The sequence below is a fragment of the Arenicella xantha genome (assembly GCF_003315245.1).
In the GTDB taxonomy this organism is placed as follows: Bacteria; Pseudomonadota; Gammaproteobacteria; order Arenicellales; family Arenicellaceae; genus Arenicella; species Arenicella xantha.
Genome location: NZ_QNRT01000004.1, coordinates 108,516 through 126,405, shown reverse-complemented (window position 1 = coordinate 126,405; position 17,890 = coordinate 108,516). Strand labels below are relative to the sequence as shown.

Here is a 17,890-nt window from a genome sequence, read left to right as displayed (position 1 = left end):
TTTATCTCCTCAGCCTAACGGCGTTCGTGTAATTAACTGCGAACCTAATACCAGCACATCCATATTCGTCCGTAAAAAACAATCAAGCGCTTGTTGCGGCGTGCAGACCACCGGCTCATTTTCATTAAATGACGTGTTAAGCAGCATCGGCACCTCAGTTTTTTTAAAAAACGCCTGAATCAATTGATAGTAAAGTGGATTGCCCTCTGGAGTAACCGTTTGCAAACGGCCGGAACCGTCAACATGGGCAACAGCAGGAATCCTCTCACGTTGCGCTTCTTTGATCTGAAACACCTTCATCATGAATGGCACATTGGCATCAGACTCGAACCAGCCCTCAACATGCTCGCGCAAAACAGACGGCGCAAATGGCCTAAACGATTCACGACGTTTTATTTTGAGGTTCAAGATATCTTTCATATCTTCTCGACGCGGATCACCCAGTATCGACCGATTACCCAATGCTCTCGGCCCCCATTCCATCGCGCCCTGAAACCACCCAATGACTTGACCATCAATAATAAAGCTACTCACCTGATCAACTAACTCATCGTCAGACACATCCAAGTTAACGCAGCATCCCTGCTGCTCCAAAGCCGCCGCGTTGGCCGCTAACAATGACTTTATGGTAGACGCATCATATTCAGGCCCCCAGTAAGAATGTGACATGTCAAAATCGACCTGACGACCAGCCCGCTGGGTCGCAACCACAGCTGCGCCTATCGCCCCGCCCGCATCGCCCGCCGCACTCTGGACGTAGATATTCTTATATGGAGTATTTAAATGCACTTTTCCATTAGCAACCGAGTTCATACCACATCCACCGGCAATAGTTAGGTTGTCAGTCTGGTGCGCTTTATGCATGGTATTGAGCATATGAAAAAAAGCCCGTTCATAAGCATCCTGAATCGACCGCGCAATATCGCAATGAAATTGTGTTAACTCTTGCTCAGCGCTTCTAATCGGACCAAGTAATTCAGGAAGCGAATCTGAAAAAAGTTGACTGACCTTAGGGGATGCATTGTCCCACTCATAACCAATTGGAGAGCGATGGTGCTGAAAGTAGCGCAAATTCAACTCAAACAAGCCGTCTTCGGTATGGTGCAATATTTCGTCCATTTTATCGGCAAAGCGCGGCGTACCATATGGCGCGAGCCCCATGACTTTGTACTCATCCCCGTAGTGATAAAACCCCAGATACTGCGTCAACGCTTGATAAAAAATACCAAGGGAATGCGGAAAGTGAACCCGCCGTGCAATGGTTAGCTCCCCTGCTCGACCAAAGCCAGTCGCGGCGCTGGCAAAATCACCAAACCCATCTACCGATATAATACTGGCCTCAGAATAAGGCGACACTGAATACGCCGATGCAAAATGCGCCAAATGATGCTCGACGTACTCAACTTTCCCTTTAAAAACTTGATCTGGGAAAGCCTCAGACAAATGCTCGGCAATACCTTTACGCTTATTTCGAACCAGTATTTTTTCACGCACCAGCGCCATCGACGCTTTACCAGATAACGCAAATCCGATTTTTTTCCAGCGCGCGGCCTTAGGGTCTGTATTAATTGCGATTGCATCCACATCAGACAAAGTCAGCCCCTGCTTATCAAGACAGAACCTGATCGACTCACTCGGAAATCCCGCCCAGTGCTTGATCCGGCGAAATCTCTCCTCCTCCACAGCGGCGACCATCACACCATCAACGAACAGGCAAGCAGAAGAGTCACCATGAAAGGCATTAAGTCCCAGTATATTCATTCGCAATAATTTCAATTAATAGATTTATGTAATTGTGCACTTCGCTTCTCGAGCTCGAACTTAACAAGCTTAGGAATTGCAAACAAGAAACCCACCATCAAGCCGATAACGAGAAGGATAAACATGTCTCCAAAAACCTGCGACGCAACAATGAAAGTCGGCGCATTTGATGCCGCAAACACAGCGACACCGACCGAAAAAGGTAATTTATCAGGCAACACCTGAGAGATCAGCGATAAGCATTTATGCACATGCATAGCCATGGCGTACAGCAACCAAGCGATTAAAGCTAGTGACACCACACCCAATTCAGATACTATTTTGCCCAAGCCGCCTTCAGCGGCGCCATGAGCTAGCGCGCCACCGAAATGTTGCGCACCTTGGGCGGCCACACCCAGCCCCCCACCCAGCACGCCAAATTGATTAATCGCCCACCCTAAAGACCCCATACCTAACTCTTCGAATCGCCCAGTTGCATCACCGAACACACTGCTACCACGCATTAGATAAAGCTCAAATTGAGACCCACCAAGCAATGGCAGCAAGGTTAGAAACAATATAAACGCAAAAAAACCACCAACGACGACACTTATAAAATAGCCGGATGCGGCACGACGCTGATAGATTCGAAGGAATGGAAAATATAACGCAGCAAATACCACAAATTGAAGAATCATTTTGCGTCTGCCAGTTAGTACAATAGCGGTTAATAAAAGCAAAATAACGGCGGCCGTGACCGCCACCGTCTTAAAATTGCTCTTCTCTGTGAGGAGAATAAGTAAAAAACAAGCACTTGCGCCCAGATGCCAACCAGCCACTTCTGAGCTTCGCATCAAACCTGCATAAGCCTTTAGAATCGTGCCCTGATCATAGATGGTCAGGCCTTCGCCGACTTCACCAAAAAGGGCGCTTTCGACCCCCATAAATGACAACACCACCGTCAACCCAACAATAGCCCCAAAGGCACAGTACATTCTAAGCAAAACCCTTACGCGCTCGAAACGATCAAACTGCGAGTAAGCAATCGATATAGCAACCAATGGCGCCGTATAGAAAATCATTCCCAGAAGAGGAATTATCGGCTGACCATAACGTACCAAGGAATGCACAAACTGTATTGCAATCAATATCAAATAGACTTGAACCGGAGCGTACAATGACGCGTTCCAGCGGTCAAAAGGCTCAGTAATGATCGCCCGATTGGTAATCAGCAGCCTTGCTAAGGCGCACACCACTATGGCCCCTACCATTACCGTCATATAAACCGGCTCACCAGGTATAAGCTTACGAACAGGATCTTGCAGAAAGCCAATAATCAACAGATATTTCAGAACCCCATAGTCGCGCGTGAAGCTGAAATAGCAACTAACCACCAGTAAAATAAAGAAAATAACAACCATCGAAACACTGTGCCGTAGATTTTTGCCGATCTTAACGCTACGCACATAGCGCTAGCGCATTCAAACCCCTCGACACATGCAGTCATTTACCACGTGAGCAGGATAGTAACAGGGGAATAATATCACTTTTACTAGGTATAGAATTTCCCCGATACATTTATTCACACAAGCTTACGTTGCCAGTCTCGATCATTTGCGTACATTGGAAAGTCAAAGGCTCGCAGAACTTCACGAATTTTACGCTCATCTTCAGCGGAACACTCCTGATGCCATTTATACAGCATCCGCCGAGACTTTCTCGACGTGCCAAAAAAGAATTCAGACTTATCAACTTCGCTAGTTTCCTTTATATGCTGACGAATTGATTCTGAAAAATCCAACTTCAAGGCGGTGAACAATTTTTCAAACTCTAACTCTGGATTCAAACAAAAATCTTCGTAGTTAACTTGTACCCAATCCGAATTTTCGTGGCATTGCGAGAAAGCCATTAAGTAACGTACGCAATAGACAATAGCGAACTTAGTAACCACATCATCTTCACCCAAAGATTCAAAATCATAACGAGACAAAAAATCGGCATACAAATCCGGGTCAGCTCTCATCGCCGCCAGCCATTTATCCGCATTAGCCAAACCCATTTTCATATTAGACAGCACTACTGGGGCCGGATGCCTAGTAAGCAAAACCACCTGGCCGCCGTAACGTTGCTGAAACCATTCCCCCAATAACATGCCGCCAACTTCCTTGATAATCACCGTCGGGTTTGAAAAGAGCTTACGTGCTATTTTATTAAAGGGCACAGTATTAACTCCAAACCCAGAAGATGCCAGATCAAAAATATCTTCATGCTTCTGGGAGCGCTCCCCAGGTGCAAGACAGGTGTTGTATAAATTAAAGTCGCCGACAAAACTGGCGTCTTCATTTATTGGCTCATATACGTAGAGAGTGTTTGCGGCTTTACCAAGCATTCCGCTAATCCAACTCGACCCTGAGCGATCATGACCGACAAAGAAGACAATATTGCGGCCTTTGCTAAATCGCGGATATTTATACACCCAACTTAAAAAAATATTTAAACAACGCAAGGCAAGCGATCGCACCTTCCATATTATTGCTTTTATATATTTCATTTAGATTCGTTCGAGCGATTGATATAAATACAGTTTATCAATACAAGCACCTTTAAACTAGCTAAAGCCATCACACCGAAATAGCGATACCGTCACCATAGACTGCTGTTTGACTCTCTCCAGTGCGACATAGAAGTCCAGAACAAACAAGTGTCAAGCAACAGCCTGGCGCGCAACCACAATGCTCGCACTCGGTGAAACTTAATGTGAATTAACGGCTCGACTTTCCCAATGCGAATCACAATAGAGAAAATCTTTGATGTACAATCAAGCCTGAAAGCAATCATCTAAATTAACGCATCGTGCCAAGTTCAAACAGGTCGAATTCACGACCAATAACTATTATTGACGCTGAGCACCAAAATTCTACCGGACGTGCGCTCGAACTTTGGTCGTACCGTGAACTAATTTGGGTGATGATAGTTCGTGATATTAAAGTCAGATATAAACAAACCGTAATGGGCATCGCCTGGGCAGTGATTCAGCCATTAACGATGATGCTTATATTTACGCTTATATTTGGTAAATTAGCAAAGATCCCGTCGGATGGATTTCCATACCCGATTTTTGTTTTCTCTGGAATGCTAGCTTGGAATTTTTTCTCCACATCAGTGAGCTCGGCCGGAGTGTCCTTAGTTGGGTCCGCTAATTTAATCAGTAAAGTCTATTTTCCTAGGATAATTGTTCCCATCGCATCGATCGGTGTATCGCTAGTTGATTTCCTTATCGGGTCATTTATTCTTTTAGTCCTGATGTTGTTTTATTCTCAGCCGCTTTCTTGGAACCTGCTTTATTTACCATTTTTCCTGACTGGACTGATGGTCGCGTCAATTGGAGTAGGAAGCTGGCTCGCCGCTATCACAGTAACCTACCGAGATTTTCGCTTTGTAATTCCATTTATGCTGCAAGTGTGGATGTATGTCACACCGGTTATTTATCCAATATCGTCTATTCCAGAAATGTGGCGCTGGGTTCTATATCTTAATCCTATGTATGCCTGGATCAACGGTATACGGGCCTGTTTTCTCGGCCAACAGTTCGATGTCACTGGGATGATGGTTTCTAGCGTCCTATCAATTCTCATTTTCATGCTGGGCATTTTTTACTTTGATAAAGCCCAACGTCGCTTCGCAGATATCATATGAAGTACGCTGTTCAAGTTGAAGGTATATCCAAACAATATTTACTTGGCAGTGAGGTCGTCGTTGACCAAAGCTTCAGGGAAATGCTGCTGGGCGCGATTCGAAACCCGCTTAGAAGGATTAAACGCCTCAAAGGCACCGATGACTCACAAGAGAGATTCTGGGCATTGAAGGACATTTCGTTTTCAGTCAAACCCGGTGAAGTTGTTGGGATAATTGGCGGAAATGGTGCCGGCAAAAGCACGCTACTCAAGTTAATGAGTCGAATAACGGCACCAACCGAAGGCCAGATCCGTTACCAAGGACGACTAGCAAGCCTACTCGAGGTCGGCACTGGGTTTCACCCAGAACTAACTGGTCGAGAGAATATTTATTTGAACGGTGCAATACTTGGATTAACGAGGCGCGAAATTTCCGACCGCATGGAAGATATCATCGAGTTTGCGGAAGTTAAAAAATTTCTAGACACACCGGTAAAACGCTATTCGAGTGGAATGTATGTTCGACTGGCATTTTCGGTAGCGGCACACCTAGCCCCAGACATACTGATTATCGATGAAGTTTTAGCTGTAGGCGATCTCGCTTTTCAGCAGAAGTGCTTGGGCAAACTTAAAGACTCATCAACCGACGGTAGAACCGTGTTTTTTGTTAGCCATAATATGGCTTCCGTTAAAAGCCTGTGCTCGCGGATTATCTACATAGAAGATGGCAAGATAAAGTACGATGGTGCACCGGAAACCGCGATTGGCAAATACCTATCTGCCGAACGGCTCGGGTCTGCTCACTGGCTGGACAAAGACAATAACTGCAAATATGTAAAAGAAATCCTAATAAAAAATCAACACGGAGAACCGTCCGAGATACTCCAATTTGATGAACCTACGACCATCCAAATTTCATTAGAGAATATTGACCAACCTGGAATGACCACCGCAGTGCGTTTCACCGATGATTTTGGGAATATCCTTTTTACTTCTTGGGATCAAGATTCCCTAAAGGAAGTTCCCTCAGAGAAGAGCACATCTAAAACCTTATCCTGTGAAATCCAAGCAAATATACTAAAGCCGGGCAAGTACACAGCAACGATATTCGTGCGATATATTCACTCACTCAATAAAACACGCCAAGAAGAAGTAAACTTAGAAGTGACTATTTCTCCAGAACATTGCGTAATCAACAGTGCGCGTGCAGGAATAATCGCACCAGTGTTAAAATGGCGACTACTTTCGTAGCATATTTATTACATATGAATGCTTCCGAACTATCAACCTCATTATGTCACATAGAGCCCGCACTTAGACCTCGAGAACTCCTGCAAATAGATATCACACGCCCCAGTGAAACGTCGAAGTTCTTAAGCGAGTCGTTACCGGCATGACTCGTTCTGTTCTATTTATCGCACCCTCCGCTTACCCCTTGGGAGGCGTTCAGACTTGGTTAGACTACATAGTACCGGGACTACAGGAGCATGGCCTCGATGCCGGCATTGCGTTAACAAGTGGCGACCTGCATGACGTCGATGAATACCTAAAAATTCATCCATTTGAAAATAGCCACACAATTGACAACCCAACTGGATCGTCTATCGGGAGAACGTTTGCATTAGAACGACTAATAGTTCGATTGCAACCCGACGCAATTATCGTCGTTAATATAGCCGATGTTTATCGCGCGATTAACAATCTCAGACGCACTCATTCAGATATTAAAACTAAGGTGATTACGTCAATCCACGGCATTCACCCAGGGTTAATCGATGACATCCAACAGTATCATCATGTTATTGATGCGGTTATTACCACTAACAAGCTCACGCAGGAACTTGTCTGCCGAAACACCCAAATAGGCAAACAACGAGTACTCTATGCCCCATATGGAGTAGCGGCAGCCCCTCCGTCTTATACTAGACCAACTCACGCATCTAAATTTACCATAGCCTATGTAGGCCGGTTAGATGAAGACCAGAAGCGCATTGATGACTTAATCGATATTTTCACCAATGTTCGCAAAACGATCGACAACGTTGAGATTTTGATCGCTGGCGACGGGAGTAAAAGGCAAGATATTGAAAAATGGGTTGTTGAGCAAAACGACGATTCAAACATAACGTATTTCGGTACTTTAGACAGCGACGCATTGCGAGAACAGATCTATGCGAAATCCGATGTCTTACTTTTAACCTCATACTGGGAAACCGGCCCGATCGTCGCGTGGGAGGCTTTTCAGCATGGTCTCACTCTAGTCACCAGCCAATACATTGGTTGCGCCGAGGAGCGTAGTCTTATTGATGGTGAAAACTGCTTAATATTTGAAATTGGCGACACTGCCACAGCAGTCGCTAAGCTTCAACAAGCAAGCAGCGCAGTGCTCCGAGCGAAATTAGCGCAAAACTCACAAACTCTAGTCGATACAAAATATTCATTATATAGTTCAATTTCTGCTTGGGCTGAACAGATTAACTACGCTATGGAATTTGAGCCCAAACATTACCACCAGCTCCCTGCCTCCCACACCGACTCTGGCAGATTATCAACCACGATAGATAAACTATTCGGCCAGTCCGGCTTGCGTTTATTAGATGGCATCAAACGACGATTAGGAATTAGGTTCAAACACACAGATTCTGGCGGAGAGTGGCCACACAGTCATAGCAAGGTCGATAGCCAATCGACATCATTACATGCCTATATAGATCAGGGCAATAAATAATATGACCACCAGCGTTCGACAAAAATTAGGAGCCTTGTTTTGGGACGTACCGATATATATATGCAGCTTTGCTCGTCAACTTTTGTTTGGCACGCCTGCTTGGATCGAAATAAGAGACAGACACCAGAAACTAATACGACATGACCAGTCCTCCGGAGTTGCATGCGAGGGACAGTGGACATCAGACCTTTATCTCCCTTCGGTGTTTCCAAGGTTTGGCGCCCTGTTATACAAGTTTGCCATGCGCTCACATAGAATCGATCTAGCGCCAGCAACACAACCGCACTCAGGCCAGCCAGAAGTTAGCTTTATCATTGGTCATCGCGGGATGGAGCGATTACCCTTACTGCTCAAAACGCTCGATTCAGTCTCCGCCCAAACAGGCTGCGCTTGCGAGTGTATTGTAGTAGAACAAGATTCAGTGCCACGCATTAAAAACCACCTACCCAAATGGGTACGTTACGTACATATTATTCCGACCGACGACTCCACCCCGTATTCTCGGTCATGGGGCTTTAACGTTGGAGCGACTCATGCCAGAGCCGAGGCCCTTATTTTTCATGACAATGACATGTTGGTGCCACGTTGTTACGCCTATGAGATCCTGTCTCGACTACAGCAAGGCTATGACTTTATAAATTTAAAGCGATTTGTTTTCTACTTTGACCAGATCAGCACCAATGCTATTTTGGCGCAGGAAGATGTTTTGCCAACGCTGGGTTTTGACTCAATAATGCAAAACCTAGAAGGTGGAGGTTCAGTTGGCGCATCGAAACGTGGCTTCAATAACATTGGAGGCTTTGATGAACGCTTTCTCGGCTGGGGAGGAGAAGATAATGAGTTTTGGGAGCGAGCCCAAACGCAAAGGGTTTGGCCCTATACGTATCTACCAATCTTACATCTGTGGCATGCTCCACAACCGGAAAAACAAGACACTGATCCAACGCTCACAAAACACTTGCACCACGAACTTTCGAAACAACCGGCACTGGAACGAGTAAAGAAGCTTAAACAGGCAAACGCTAAATATGATGACCGTTAATGTGAACTCCGGAGTGGTGAGCACCATTATTCCTGTGTTTAATCGCCCAGAGATGCTTCGTCGAGCGGTCGAAAGTGTCTTAAGTCAAACCTATAAATCAATCGAAATCATCATTGTCGACGATGGATCCACTGACAACACGTTAAGCGTTGCTAATGCTCTACGGCACGAGCACAGTGCAATTCGAGTGCTCAGCATTGAAAATTCAGGCCCCGGGGCGGCACGCGAAGCCGGCCGTTTAAATGCTACCGGCGAATTCGTGCAATACCTTGATAGTGACGACATCTTGTTGCCGGAAAAATTTACTAAGCAAGTAGGCAAGTTAAACCAAAACCCAAAATGCGACGTCTGCTATTGCCAAACCAGCCTCCAACGTCTTGACGGTTCAGTAGTCACACCTTGGAAGCGAACTGGTGAGAAAATAGATCAAATCATTCCCGCCATGTTGGCCAGTCGGTGGTGGGATACATCGACGCCTCTATATACTCGCAGAGTAGTAGAATTAGCGGGGCCTTGGCATACCTGGATCAATGAAGAAGATTGGGAGTACGATTGCCGCATCGGATTTAATTCTACTGGCTTGGCGTACGTTCCAGATATTCTATCAGTACAAATGGAACACCAAGAGGCCAGATTAAGTCATGATGGCGCGCGGGACCAACAGAAGTTGAAATCCAGAGTTAATGCCAGAATGGCAATTATTGGACAATCACTTAACGCCCCTCCTGCCACTGAATCAAGCGAGTTCGTAACGCAACTCAAATACAGCTTTTTGCTGTCGCGCCAAGCTGGCGCAGCCGGCCTAGCAGATGAATCTAGAGACCTTTTCAATTTAGTCCAACCCCATTTAAAGAGTCGCAACATTAGCGTACTTGGAATGACCCTCTATAAACTAGGTGCGCAACTCATAGGCTGGCAAGCCATGGGAAAGCTGTCTGAACAAATTGATAAATTAAGAAAATGAATCGGCCAATCATCTCAGTCGTTATGCCTGTGTATAACGGCAGCAAAGTATTAGCTAGCTCAATCGAAAGCATTTTAAGTCAGAAAGGAGTCTTGTTCGAATTCATTATTATCAACGATGGTTCAACTGACGAGAGCGAGGAAATTATTAACCTCTATATGGCGAAAGACTCTCGAATAAAAGTAATTAATCAATCCAATCAAGGAATAACGAAAGCATTAATTAATGGATGCAGAGCCGCTAAGGGAGAGTATATCGCGCGACAAGACGTGGGGGATATTTCTCTGCCCGGTCGGTTAAAGGCACAACTTGAGGCAATGAGATCTAATAGTCGACTGGTGTTGATCTCAACGTCAACTCGATTCACGACCCCAAAAGGCGAACTTCTATATACCAACGATCAAAGCCCAGATCAATTGCAGGCTGGCTTGATGTTATCTGACGATCAATCACTAAACGGTCCTCCCCACCACGGCAGTACAATGTTTCTTCGCGCTGCGTACAACAACGTTGGTGGCTATCGTGCGCAATTTGAAGTAGCACAAGATCTCGATTTATGGACCCGGCTTATTGAGGTAGGCGATGTAACAACGCTAGAACACGTCTATTATGAGGCGACGCTCGAGGCAAATTCGATCTCCGCGCAAAAACGTGACCAGCAAGTAGCGACCACTGAAATTATAAAATCTTGTATCGTAGCAAGAGCCAGCGGGCTCAGTGACAGTGCGGCATTAGAGCAATTATCAAACCTAAAACGCACCCAGACCGATGATCAAAAAAGTAAACCAAGCGCACTGGCCGACTACTACTATTACTTAGGTTCCAACCTGTTTGACACAAACCCAGAGGCAAGCCTCTCATACTTAGTGAAATCGTTTAAACTAAAACCAGCGCGCTGGAAAACCATACTGAAAATATTATATCTTCAAGCAAAAAAGCTACTTTAGAATTTACTAGTCGCCCTATTTAATCGAAAACCTTGAAGAGTTTTGCCCAAGCAAAGAAAGAAGACATTCATATTAAGCACACTGATAGCGCGCTAACACTACTCGTAAACCGGTCAACGATCTGTCGAATATTTCGACTAATCTTATTGTAACCGGAGCAAAATCTCATCAGTCAAGATATCTCATGCCCACCGTTCAGATCATCGATAAAACCGTAATATCTAATGCTCGTACTCGGATAGCCGGCCTCGACACCCTGCGCGGCTTAGCGATCATGTTGGTATTACTCTACCACTGCACTCCCAATAGCAATCCAAACTTAGGACTATCATCATTAGTGTTTAAGGTCGCTAATATCGGATGGGCAGGAGTGGACTTATTCTTTGCTTTGTCAGGTTATCTGGTCTGCAGCATGCTATTGGATATCAAACAGCGCGGTCGTCCGGTCAGTGTATTTTTCTGGAATAGACTGCTGAGAATTATGCCAATCTACTATTTGACTTTGGCATTAGTACTAATCGCTTATCCCGCAATATCGGGGGCTGAAATGCCACGCCTGCACGAAACCTACCCATATTGGCTGTACATAAACAACAATATATTAGACCTAAATGCTTCGTTCTACGCAGCGGATATAAACCTAGGTCACTTTTGGAGCTTGGCTCTTGAAATGCAGTTCTATGTACTGATTCCCCTTTTAGTTATGTATTGCTCCCGCAAGAGCCTCGTAACCACTTTAGCGATAACATGGCTTGGCGTAATCACTTGGCGTTTTTACGCTGTATACACCGGCACGGAACCTGATATCACTTTTGGGTTTAGCCAATTCAGATGCGATGGTTTGCTCTTAGGTGCGTTAGTTGCCGCTCGCCGTGACCCGCTAAAAAGCCAACCCGCCTTCTTGTGTCTGGCGCTGTTGTCAGCATGCTATCTAATTTGGATGATTTGGTTAAGCCAAGGCTCCGCGATATTTAAACACGGTACTGACTTTTATCTCCACCGAGCATTATTACCAACGACCATTGGCATAGTCTCTGCCTATGCTTTAACTATGGCCCTTAAGAAAAAAGAATATACCGGTGTTTTTAGGTTTTCTATTCTGGCGTTCTTAGCAAAGTACAGCTACGGCATCTATATTTACCATTTCCTATTTAACGACTACCTTGAAGACAGTCTTGTACCCTGGCTCAGTGCTTTTTTACTTTCACAAAACCAGGTTGCTTTTGGTTTTTTCTCACTGCAACTTTGCTTATCCACTTCGGTCGCTTGGATCAGTTTTCATTTTTTCGAAAAACATTTCTTAGCCCTTAAAAAACACTAAAGTAACTCAAACACTAGGTCGAAAATTGAGAGGATTCCAGCGTCAACACAAGCCATTGTCATGCACCTCGCTCATGATTCGGTAGCAGGCTGAAACGAGTCGTTGGCCCAAATAACGAATTATTTTTTGGTATATACTTCAATCCTTTAGATCCGTATAAACATAATGCGAAGTATTATGAAATTAATCAGCAAGTGGTTATTTAGTAATCTACTACCATCGAACCTTCAAGACTATATTCGCGGATATCATCGTTCGGCAGTATTAAAATTTCATATAAAAAGACTGATTCAAACTCCAGAAAACTATATCAATTTGGAAAGCGATGCTTCGAGAGCGCTTATGGATCGCATAATCTATGGATGGGGGAACCCTGACTGGTCGGCTGACAGTCGATATTTGCAAGCTTGTGCTGCAGCGGCATTAAAGAGCAATTCAAATATCTTGGAATGTGGCTCCGGTATTACCACACTAGTGATGGCTGCGGTGACACAATCCTCCTCAATTCAACTACTGGCTTTAGAACACGTGTCTCAATGGGCGGAACGATTAGACTCAGTTCTCCGTGACTTTGGATTTACTAATTGTAAAGTTCTTCATGTTCCACTAACGAACTACCAAAAATTTGATTGGTATGACAAGAGAAAATTCGACAATGGGAGTTACTCTTTGGTTGTTTGTGATGGCCCCCCAGGCTCAACCAAAGGAGGTCGATATGGTTTGTTGCCGATAATGCACAAGCAGTTGCAAAAAGGCTCTACGATTTTATTGGATGACTGTCAGCGCGCTGATGAGACCAAAATTCTTGAGCAGTGGTCTTCGGAATACCAGCTCGATTACAAAATTTCAGGAACCGACAAAAAGTACGCAGACATCACCTTCCTAGGCCAATGAATTAATCAGTCCACACGCTATGGCAATTGAAAAAGAGACACATGTGATGGTGAGCGTTATTATTCCTGCTTACAATTGTGATGCAACCCTAACTCGCGCAGTAGAATCCGTTTTTGAAGACGCCTGCAAAGATATTGAAATCATCATCGTCAATGATGGATCTATAGATAACACCGCGCTGTTAATGACTGAGCTGCAAAATAGATATCAGCCTCTTATTAAAATAAGCCACCAGGCCAATTTCGGAGGCAATTCGGCTAGAAATCTGGGCCTTGATCTAGCGTCAGGTAAATATATTCAGTTTTTGGATGCCGATGATTTTTTAATGAACGACAAGCTAGCAATTAGCGTTGATGCGTTTCAAACCGATGAACGACTTAGCTGTGTTTACACTGATGGCTGCTTAAATGGCGATAGCAACCTAAAACTTGAGGCTGCTCATAGTAACTTGTCCGCGATTGTGAATAATCAGTTCGACGAATTTACATTTGGCCTGAATACCAATATGCCTATGTTTAAACGTACGTTCCTCTCTGAGAGCGGTGAAAGATGGGACGAAGACTTGGGTTGTTGGCAAGAGTCTGAATATTTCTTTCGACTGATGTTGTCAATGGAATCCAATGACAATGTCTTGCATCTTCCCCAAGTAGGTTTTTCAAGGATCCTAACCCCACATGGCATAGGCCAAACTCAAAACACCACTCGTTACGTCGAGCATAAGATCAAAGCGATATTTAAGATTTATCAGCTTTGCATTGATAAAGGCTTAGATAATTTAGCGCTAGAAAATCAAGTTAACGGCTTTTTGTGGGTTCTGTATAAACAATGCGTCTTGCAAAAGCTTGATATGTTGATACCTACAATTAGCGACAGACACCAGAAGAAATCGCTCCTCCAAATGAGTATCTACCGCACCCCGCCTAGAGTAATTCGAGTGGTTTATCGTTTATTGTCTCCAATAAAAAGACTTTTTGCATCGAGATGATTGGACTTCCCACAGAGAGCTAAACTAAAAATAGCGTTGATACCGAATACTCTTAGGAAGTATTCATTAGGCCCAATAGCCCATTTTGATCGCAACAGGTTCACTTTCATGGGAAAATGTACACATCGAGAAGGTGGACAATAGATTCCCACTCACTAGTTACAGTTAATAGAGTACTCGCCGGCAGATTTTGCAGTAAAGCCACCAACTATCATCTCACGCAAATGCCAGACAAGATATTTTCATGAAACCGCACCGCGTCGCCTACTTCGTATCTCACCCCATTCAATATCAAGCCCCATTATTGAGAGAGATCGCCGAGCACCCACAGATTGATTTAACTGTATATTTTTTGAGTGGTCAATCCACCGAGGCCTATCATGATGAAGGGTTTAATACGCAAATAAAATGGGATATTCCACTCACCGATGGATACAAACACGTATTTTTGCCCGCTAAGACTAATCCTGGGGAATTCTCACTCACCAACCCAAGCGTTCGCATAGCGAGTGTTAAACGAGCTCTAACTGAATCCACATGGGATGCTGTCTGGATTCATGGCTACAACAACCTAGCTCTCATGTATGTCATCTGGTTCTGTAAAACTCGCAAACTACCTTTATTGTTTCGAGGAGAGTCAAATCTGACAAGCTCGCCAAAGGGGCTGCTAAAAGATGTGTTTGTCCGCCAGCTGGTTAAACTCGCTCATGGACTTATGTGGGTTAGCTCTGACAACCGCGACTACTATCAACATTACGGCGCCCTAGATTCACAGCTGTTCTTTTCACCCTATGCCGTAAACAACGATTTCTTCCAGTCTTTTCCACGGCCAGCGGACCTATCAAAACAGCAAGATAAATGCATCATTCTCTATGCATCTAAGTTTATACCTAGGAAACACGCCCCAATGCTAGTTCAGGCCTTTGCCAATTTAGCGCCAGAAGTTCGCCAGCACGCGGAGTTATGGTTAGTCGGTGACGGCGCCGATAGAGACAACATCGAAACCATCATCAAGAATCAAGACTTAAGCCATCAAGTCAAACTTTTGGGTTTTAAGAACCAGACAGAACTACCTGAGGTTATGGCCGCTTGCGATGTATTCGTGCTTCCATCCGAGCGCGAACCATTTGGCCTAGTTATTAATGAAGTGATGAATTTTGCGAAAGCAATCATTACCACCGATGAGGTCGGCGCAGCACGCGATTTAGTTGCAGATGGTGACAATGGCTGGGTAATTGATGCGAACAACCAACAGGCATTGGAAACCGCATTAGCACAGGCGATTGCGAACCCTCAACGCCTACGCGATATGGGGCAAGGCAGCCTAGCAAAGATAAATGCCTGGAGTTATAAAGAAGATGTTCAAGGGCTACTCGCAGCTCTCTCTGCGATTAAAAATTAACACCCTTGTATCGCATTGATTTGACTCTCACTCGTCCGCTATTAGATAAATAGGTGATTGCCAATGCTTACGCAACGCTACCGCGAGACCTCTCATCTCTCCCACTAAACGTACCGGAATCCACCATGGGTTACGCACGTAAAAGCGAGCAATAATCGATCCGAAAAAGCGCACTGCAATATACTTGCAACGCTCAATTCCCTGCGATTCGCGGAGCGCGAAATAGTAGTCCCCTTGGCTGTGAACGGGGCTGCTCGAAGTAAGAAAATTCCGAACCTTTGAACGAGTGCCGCCACTAGCCAACTTCAAATGATCAATTGAAGCCTTAGATCCGAACAAAAAGGCCTGTCCAGAATGACGAATTAGACGACGACAAAATTCTGTTTCAAAACGGTAAGCAACTCCTTCAAATTGCTGATCAAAACCACCGGCTTGCTGCGCTTGATGCTTATCAACTAATAGATTTCCAGCCATGCAATTATGAATCCAGCGATCTTCTGTAGCGTAAAACTTAAAGCTAAGATCGCGATAGATTCCACTCCCCGCTTGGTAGCTCAAGGGCAATTCTGTGGGAACTTCATAAGGTTGAACCACCTGCCCAACAACCGCAACCACGTCCTCTTGGTCAAGGTAATCACAATAAGCTTGGATCAGAGTAGGCTTAAAGCTCGAGTCGTCATCCAAAAATAATACATAGTCCGATTTAGCCCTTGTTAGGCCAACATTCATTGCATGTGGAATAGATGGTTGGTCTAAACGAATCCACCTGATTTTCCCATCCAGATCAAGTTGCCTTAACTCCTTTGCAAACCGATCTGAGTTCGCATACGCGGTTTGATCTACAATAATTATCTCGTCGGCTGGCACCACTTGATCTAACAAAAGTGCAATTGTGTCCAACACAATTTCTGCTCGTTGGTAACTTGGAATCACCACTGAAATATTACTCAAATTTCCCCCAAACCCGTTAACTGATGCATCATATTATCAAGTCAATCAAAGCGCTAAGGCTAGATTGCTGAGGCCCGTTTAGCGTCAAGCAGCTGTCTGTACAAGCGGCTAACCGCACCACCAATATTAGCTGGCGCATAACGTTGCATCTCAATTGGGCCTTGCTGCGCAATCGTATCTCTAAACGGCAAATCAAACAGTGCTTGCTCCAAAGCATCAACCATTGCACCGATATCAAATGCATCTACGCCGTGAAGTAAGGGCTTAGCAACTTCAGGCAATGATGCGCGATTTGAAACAACCGCAGGGGTCCCGCAGGCCAGCGCCTCGGCCACCGGCATACCAAAGCCCTCATATAATGATGGGAACAGCAGGCAATCAACCGCGCTATAGATCCCAGCCATATCGCCCTTAGCGATGTGCACCGAATGCGTACAATCAGTAAGGCCAGCCTGACTAAGCTGTTGCGAAAACTCTTCAGACTGCCATCCGGTCTTGATTATAGAAATGGGTGCCTGAGTACGAGCCTTTAGTTGTTTTATCGCAGCCAATGCTGTTGGATGATTTTTGTAAAACTCACGACCACTCAACATTACCCATTTGCGATCTTTTGCTAAACCATACTTTTTGCGAATACGGTCAATTTCCGATCCACCTGCGGGTTGAAACTCTGGGCTCAAAACCGGAGGAATGACTGATATTTTAGATGCGGGTATAGCCAAATGTTTTTGAATATCTATGGCCGAGCTCTCACTAATCGTTATGAGGTGATCATAGCGCCGCAAAAACGATAAGGAGTGTAGGTTTAACACTGGTTTTCGAGCTCGACGCGGATTCACTGAGGTTGCCTGCTGAAGTGACAAGCTTTCCTCAATTGCCCCCTTCCACTGCAACATCGGGATAAGGTCATGCACGTTGCAAACTCTTACAGCAGCACTAAGTCGCGGTAAGAGATGGGCGTAGCCATGATCAACCACGTGTTGAATCGCCGGGGATTCGTCGCTCACCGAGGCAATACTCCGCGGATAGTGAACGTAGCGCAAGTAACGCATCAGCAGTCGATTGTTAGAAAACCGCTCTAGTCGAGAGCTCGGCACAAAATGATCAACACGATGCCCTAACGATAGTAAGGCATCCCCCAAAGAGTCCGCATAGACGTCCATGCTGATACGAAAGTCACTTCGAAAACAACGCAATAATTGCACGTCACAGGGCTGACCAGCCATTATTTATTCCACAACC

15 protein-coding genes are annotated in these 17,890 nt (G+C 45.0%); 10 read left to right on the top strand and 5 right to left on the bottom strand.

What is annotated here, in order from left to right:
- Window positions 1-9: 9 nt before the first annotated feature.
- The 3 genes from DFR28_RS14220 to DFR28_RS14210 form a co-directional block, all read right to left on the bottom strand.
- Window positions 10-1,761, bottom strand: a complete 1,752-nt coding sequence (locus DFR28_RS14220) for a carbamoyltransferase family protein (RefSeq protein WP_113955256.1) — start codon at window positions 1,759-1,761, stop codon at window positions 10-12.
- Between the two features lie 11 nt (window positions 1,762-1,772).
- Complete coding sequence (locus DFR28_RS14215; RefSeq protein WP_147251026.1) at window positions 1,773-3,206, bottom strand: hypothetical protein; 1,434 nt, start codon at window positions 3,204-3,206, stop codon at window positions 1,773-1,775.
- A 116-nt stretch (window positions 3,207-3,322) separates the two neighbouring features.
- Entirely contained in the window at window positions 3,323-4,291 is a 969-nt protein-coding gene (locus DFR28_RS14210; RefSeq protein ID WP_113955044.1) for a sulfotransferase family protein, read from the bottom strand.
- A gap of 302 nt (window positions 4,292-4,593) precedes the next feature.
- Between DFR28_RS14210 and DFR28_RS14205 the strand changes: the two genes are divergently transcribed.
- From DFR28_RS14205 to DFR28_RS14160, 10 genes are all read left to right on the top strand, one after another.
- Window positions 4,594-5,436: an ABC transporter permease gene (locus DFR28_RS14205; protein WP_425455481.1), complete on the top strand. Its 843-nt coding sequence runs from the start codon at window positions 4,594-4,596 to the stop codon at window positions 5,434-5,436.
- Window positions 5,433-6,665, top strand: a complete 1,233-nt coding sequence (locus DFR28_RS14200) for an ABC transporter ATP-binding protein (protein WP_113955042.1) — start codon at window positions 5,433-5,435, stop codon at window positions 6,663-6,665. Before DFR28_RS14205 ends, DFR28_RS14200 begins: the two co-directional genes overlap by 4 nt.
- Window positions 6,666-6,807: 142 nt before the next feature.
- Window positions 6,808-8,142, top strand: a complete 1,335-nt coding sequence (locus DFR28_RS14195) for a glycosyltransferase family 4 protein (RefSeq protein WP_113955041.1) — start codon at window positions 6,808-6,810, stop codon at window positions 8,140-8,142.
- Window position 8,143: 1 nt separating this feature from the next.
- The gene (locus DFR28_RS14190) at window positions 8,144-9,184 is read left to right on the top strand and encodes a glycosyltransferase family 2 protein (RefSeq protein WP_113955040.1); all 1,041 of its coding nucleotides are present in this window, start codon (window positions 8,144-8,146) and stop codon (window positions 9,182-9,184) included.
- Window positions 9,171-10,148 carry a glycosyltransferase family 2 protein gene (locus tag DFR28_RS14185; RefSeq protein ID WP_113955039.1) on the top strand — a complete coding sequence of 326 codons (978 nt, stop codon included), beginning with the start codon at window positions 9,171-9,173 and terminating at the stop codon, window positions 10,146-10,148. Before DFR28_RS14190 ends, DFR28_RS14185 begins: the two co-directional genes overlap by 14 nt.
- The gene (locus DFR28_RS14180) at window positions 10,145-11,095 is read left to right on the top strand and encodes a glycosyltransferase family 2 protein (protein ID WP_113955038.1); all 951 of its coding nucleotides are present in this window, start codon (window positions 10,145-10,147) and stop codon (window positions 11,093-11,095) included. The genes DFR28_RS14185 and DFR28_RS14180 overlap by 4 nt, the downstream gene beginning before the upstream one ends.
- A gap of 184 nt (window positions 11,096-11,279) precedes the next feature.
- Entirely contained in the window at window positions 11,280-12,416 is a 1,137-nt protein-coding gene (locus DFR28_RS14175) for an acyltransferase family protein (protein ID WP_113955037.1), read from the top strand.
- Window positions 12,417-12,593: 177 nt separating this feature from the next.
- Window positions 12,594-13,310: a class I SAM-dependent methyltransferase gene (locus tag DFR28_RS14170; RefSeq protein WP_170132112.1), complete on the top strand. Its 717-nt coding sequence runs from the start codon at window positions 12,594-12,596 to the stop codon at window positions 13,308-13,310.
- 19 nt (window positions 13,311-13,329) lie between these two features.
- Window positions 13,330-14,295, top strand: a complete 966-nt coding sequence (locus tag DFR28_RS14165) for a glycosyltransferase family 2 protein (protein ID WP_113955035.1) — start codon at window positions 13,330-13,332, stop codon at window positions 14,293-14,295.
- Between the two features lie 244 nt (window positions 14,296-14,539).
- Entirely contained in the window at window positions 14,540-15,697 is a 1,158-nt protein-coding gene (locus DFR28_RS14160) for a glycosyltransferase family 4 protein (RefSeq protein ID WP_113955034.1), read from the top strand.
- A 27-nt stretch (window positions 15,698-15,724) separates the two neighbouring features.
- Here the strand turns inward: DFR28_RS14160 and DFR28_RS14155 are convergent, their stop codons facing one another.
- Both DFR28_RS14155 and DFR28_RS14150 read right to left on the bottom strand, forming a co-directional pair.
- Window positions 15,725-16,648, bottom strand: coding sequence for a glycosyltransferase family 2 protein (locus DFR28_RS14155; RefSeq protein WP_113955033.1), 924 nt, complete (start codon window positions 16,646-16,648; stop codon window positions 15,725-15,727).
- Between the two features lie 59 nt (window positions 16,649-16,707).
- Window positions 16,708-17,874 carry a glycosyltransferase family 4 protein gene (locus tag DFR28_RS14150; protein ID WP_113955032.1) on the bottom strand — a complete coding sequence of 389 codons (1,167 nt, stop codon included), beginning with the start codon at window positions 17,872-17,874 and terminating at the stop codon, window positions 16,708-16,710.
- Window positions 17,875-17,890 lie beyond the last annotated feature (16 nt).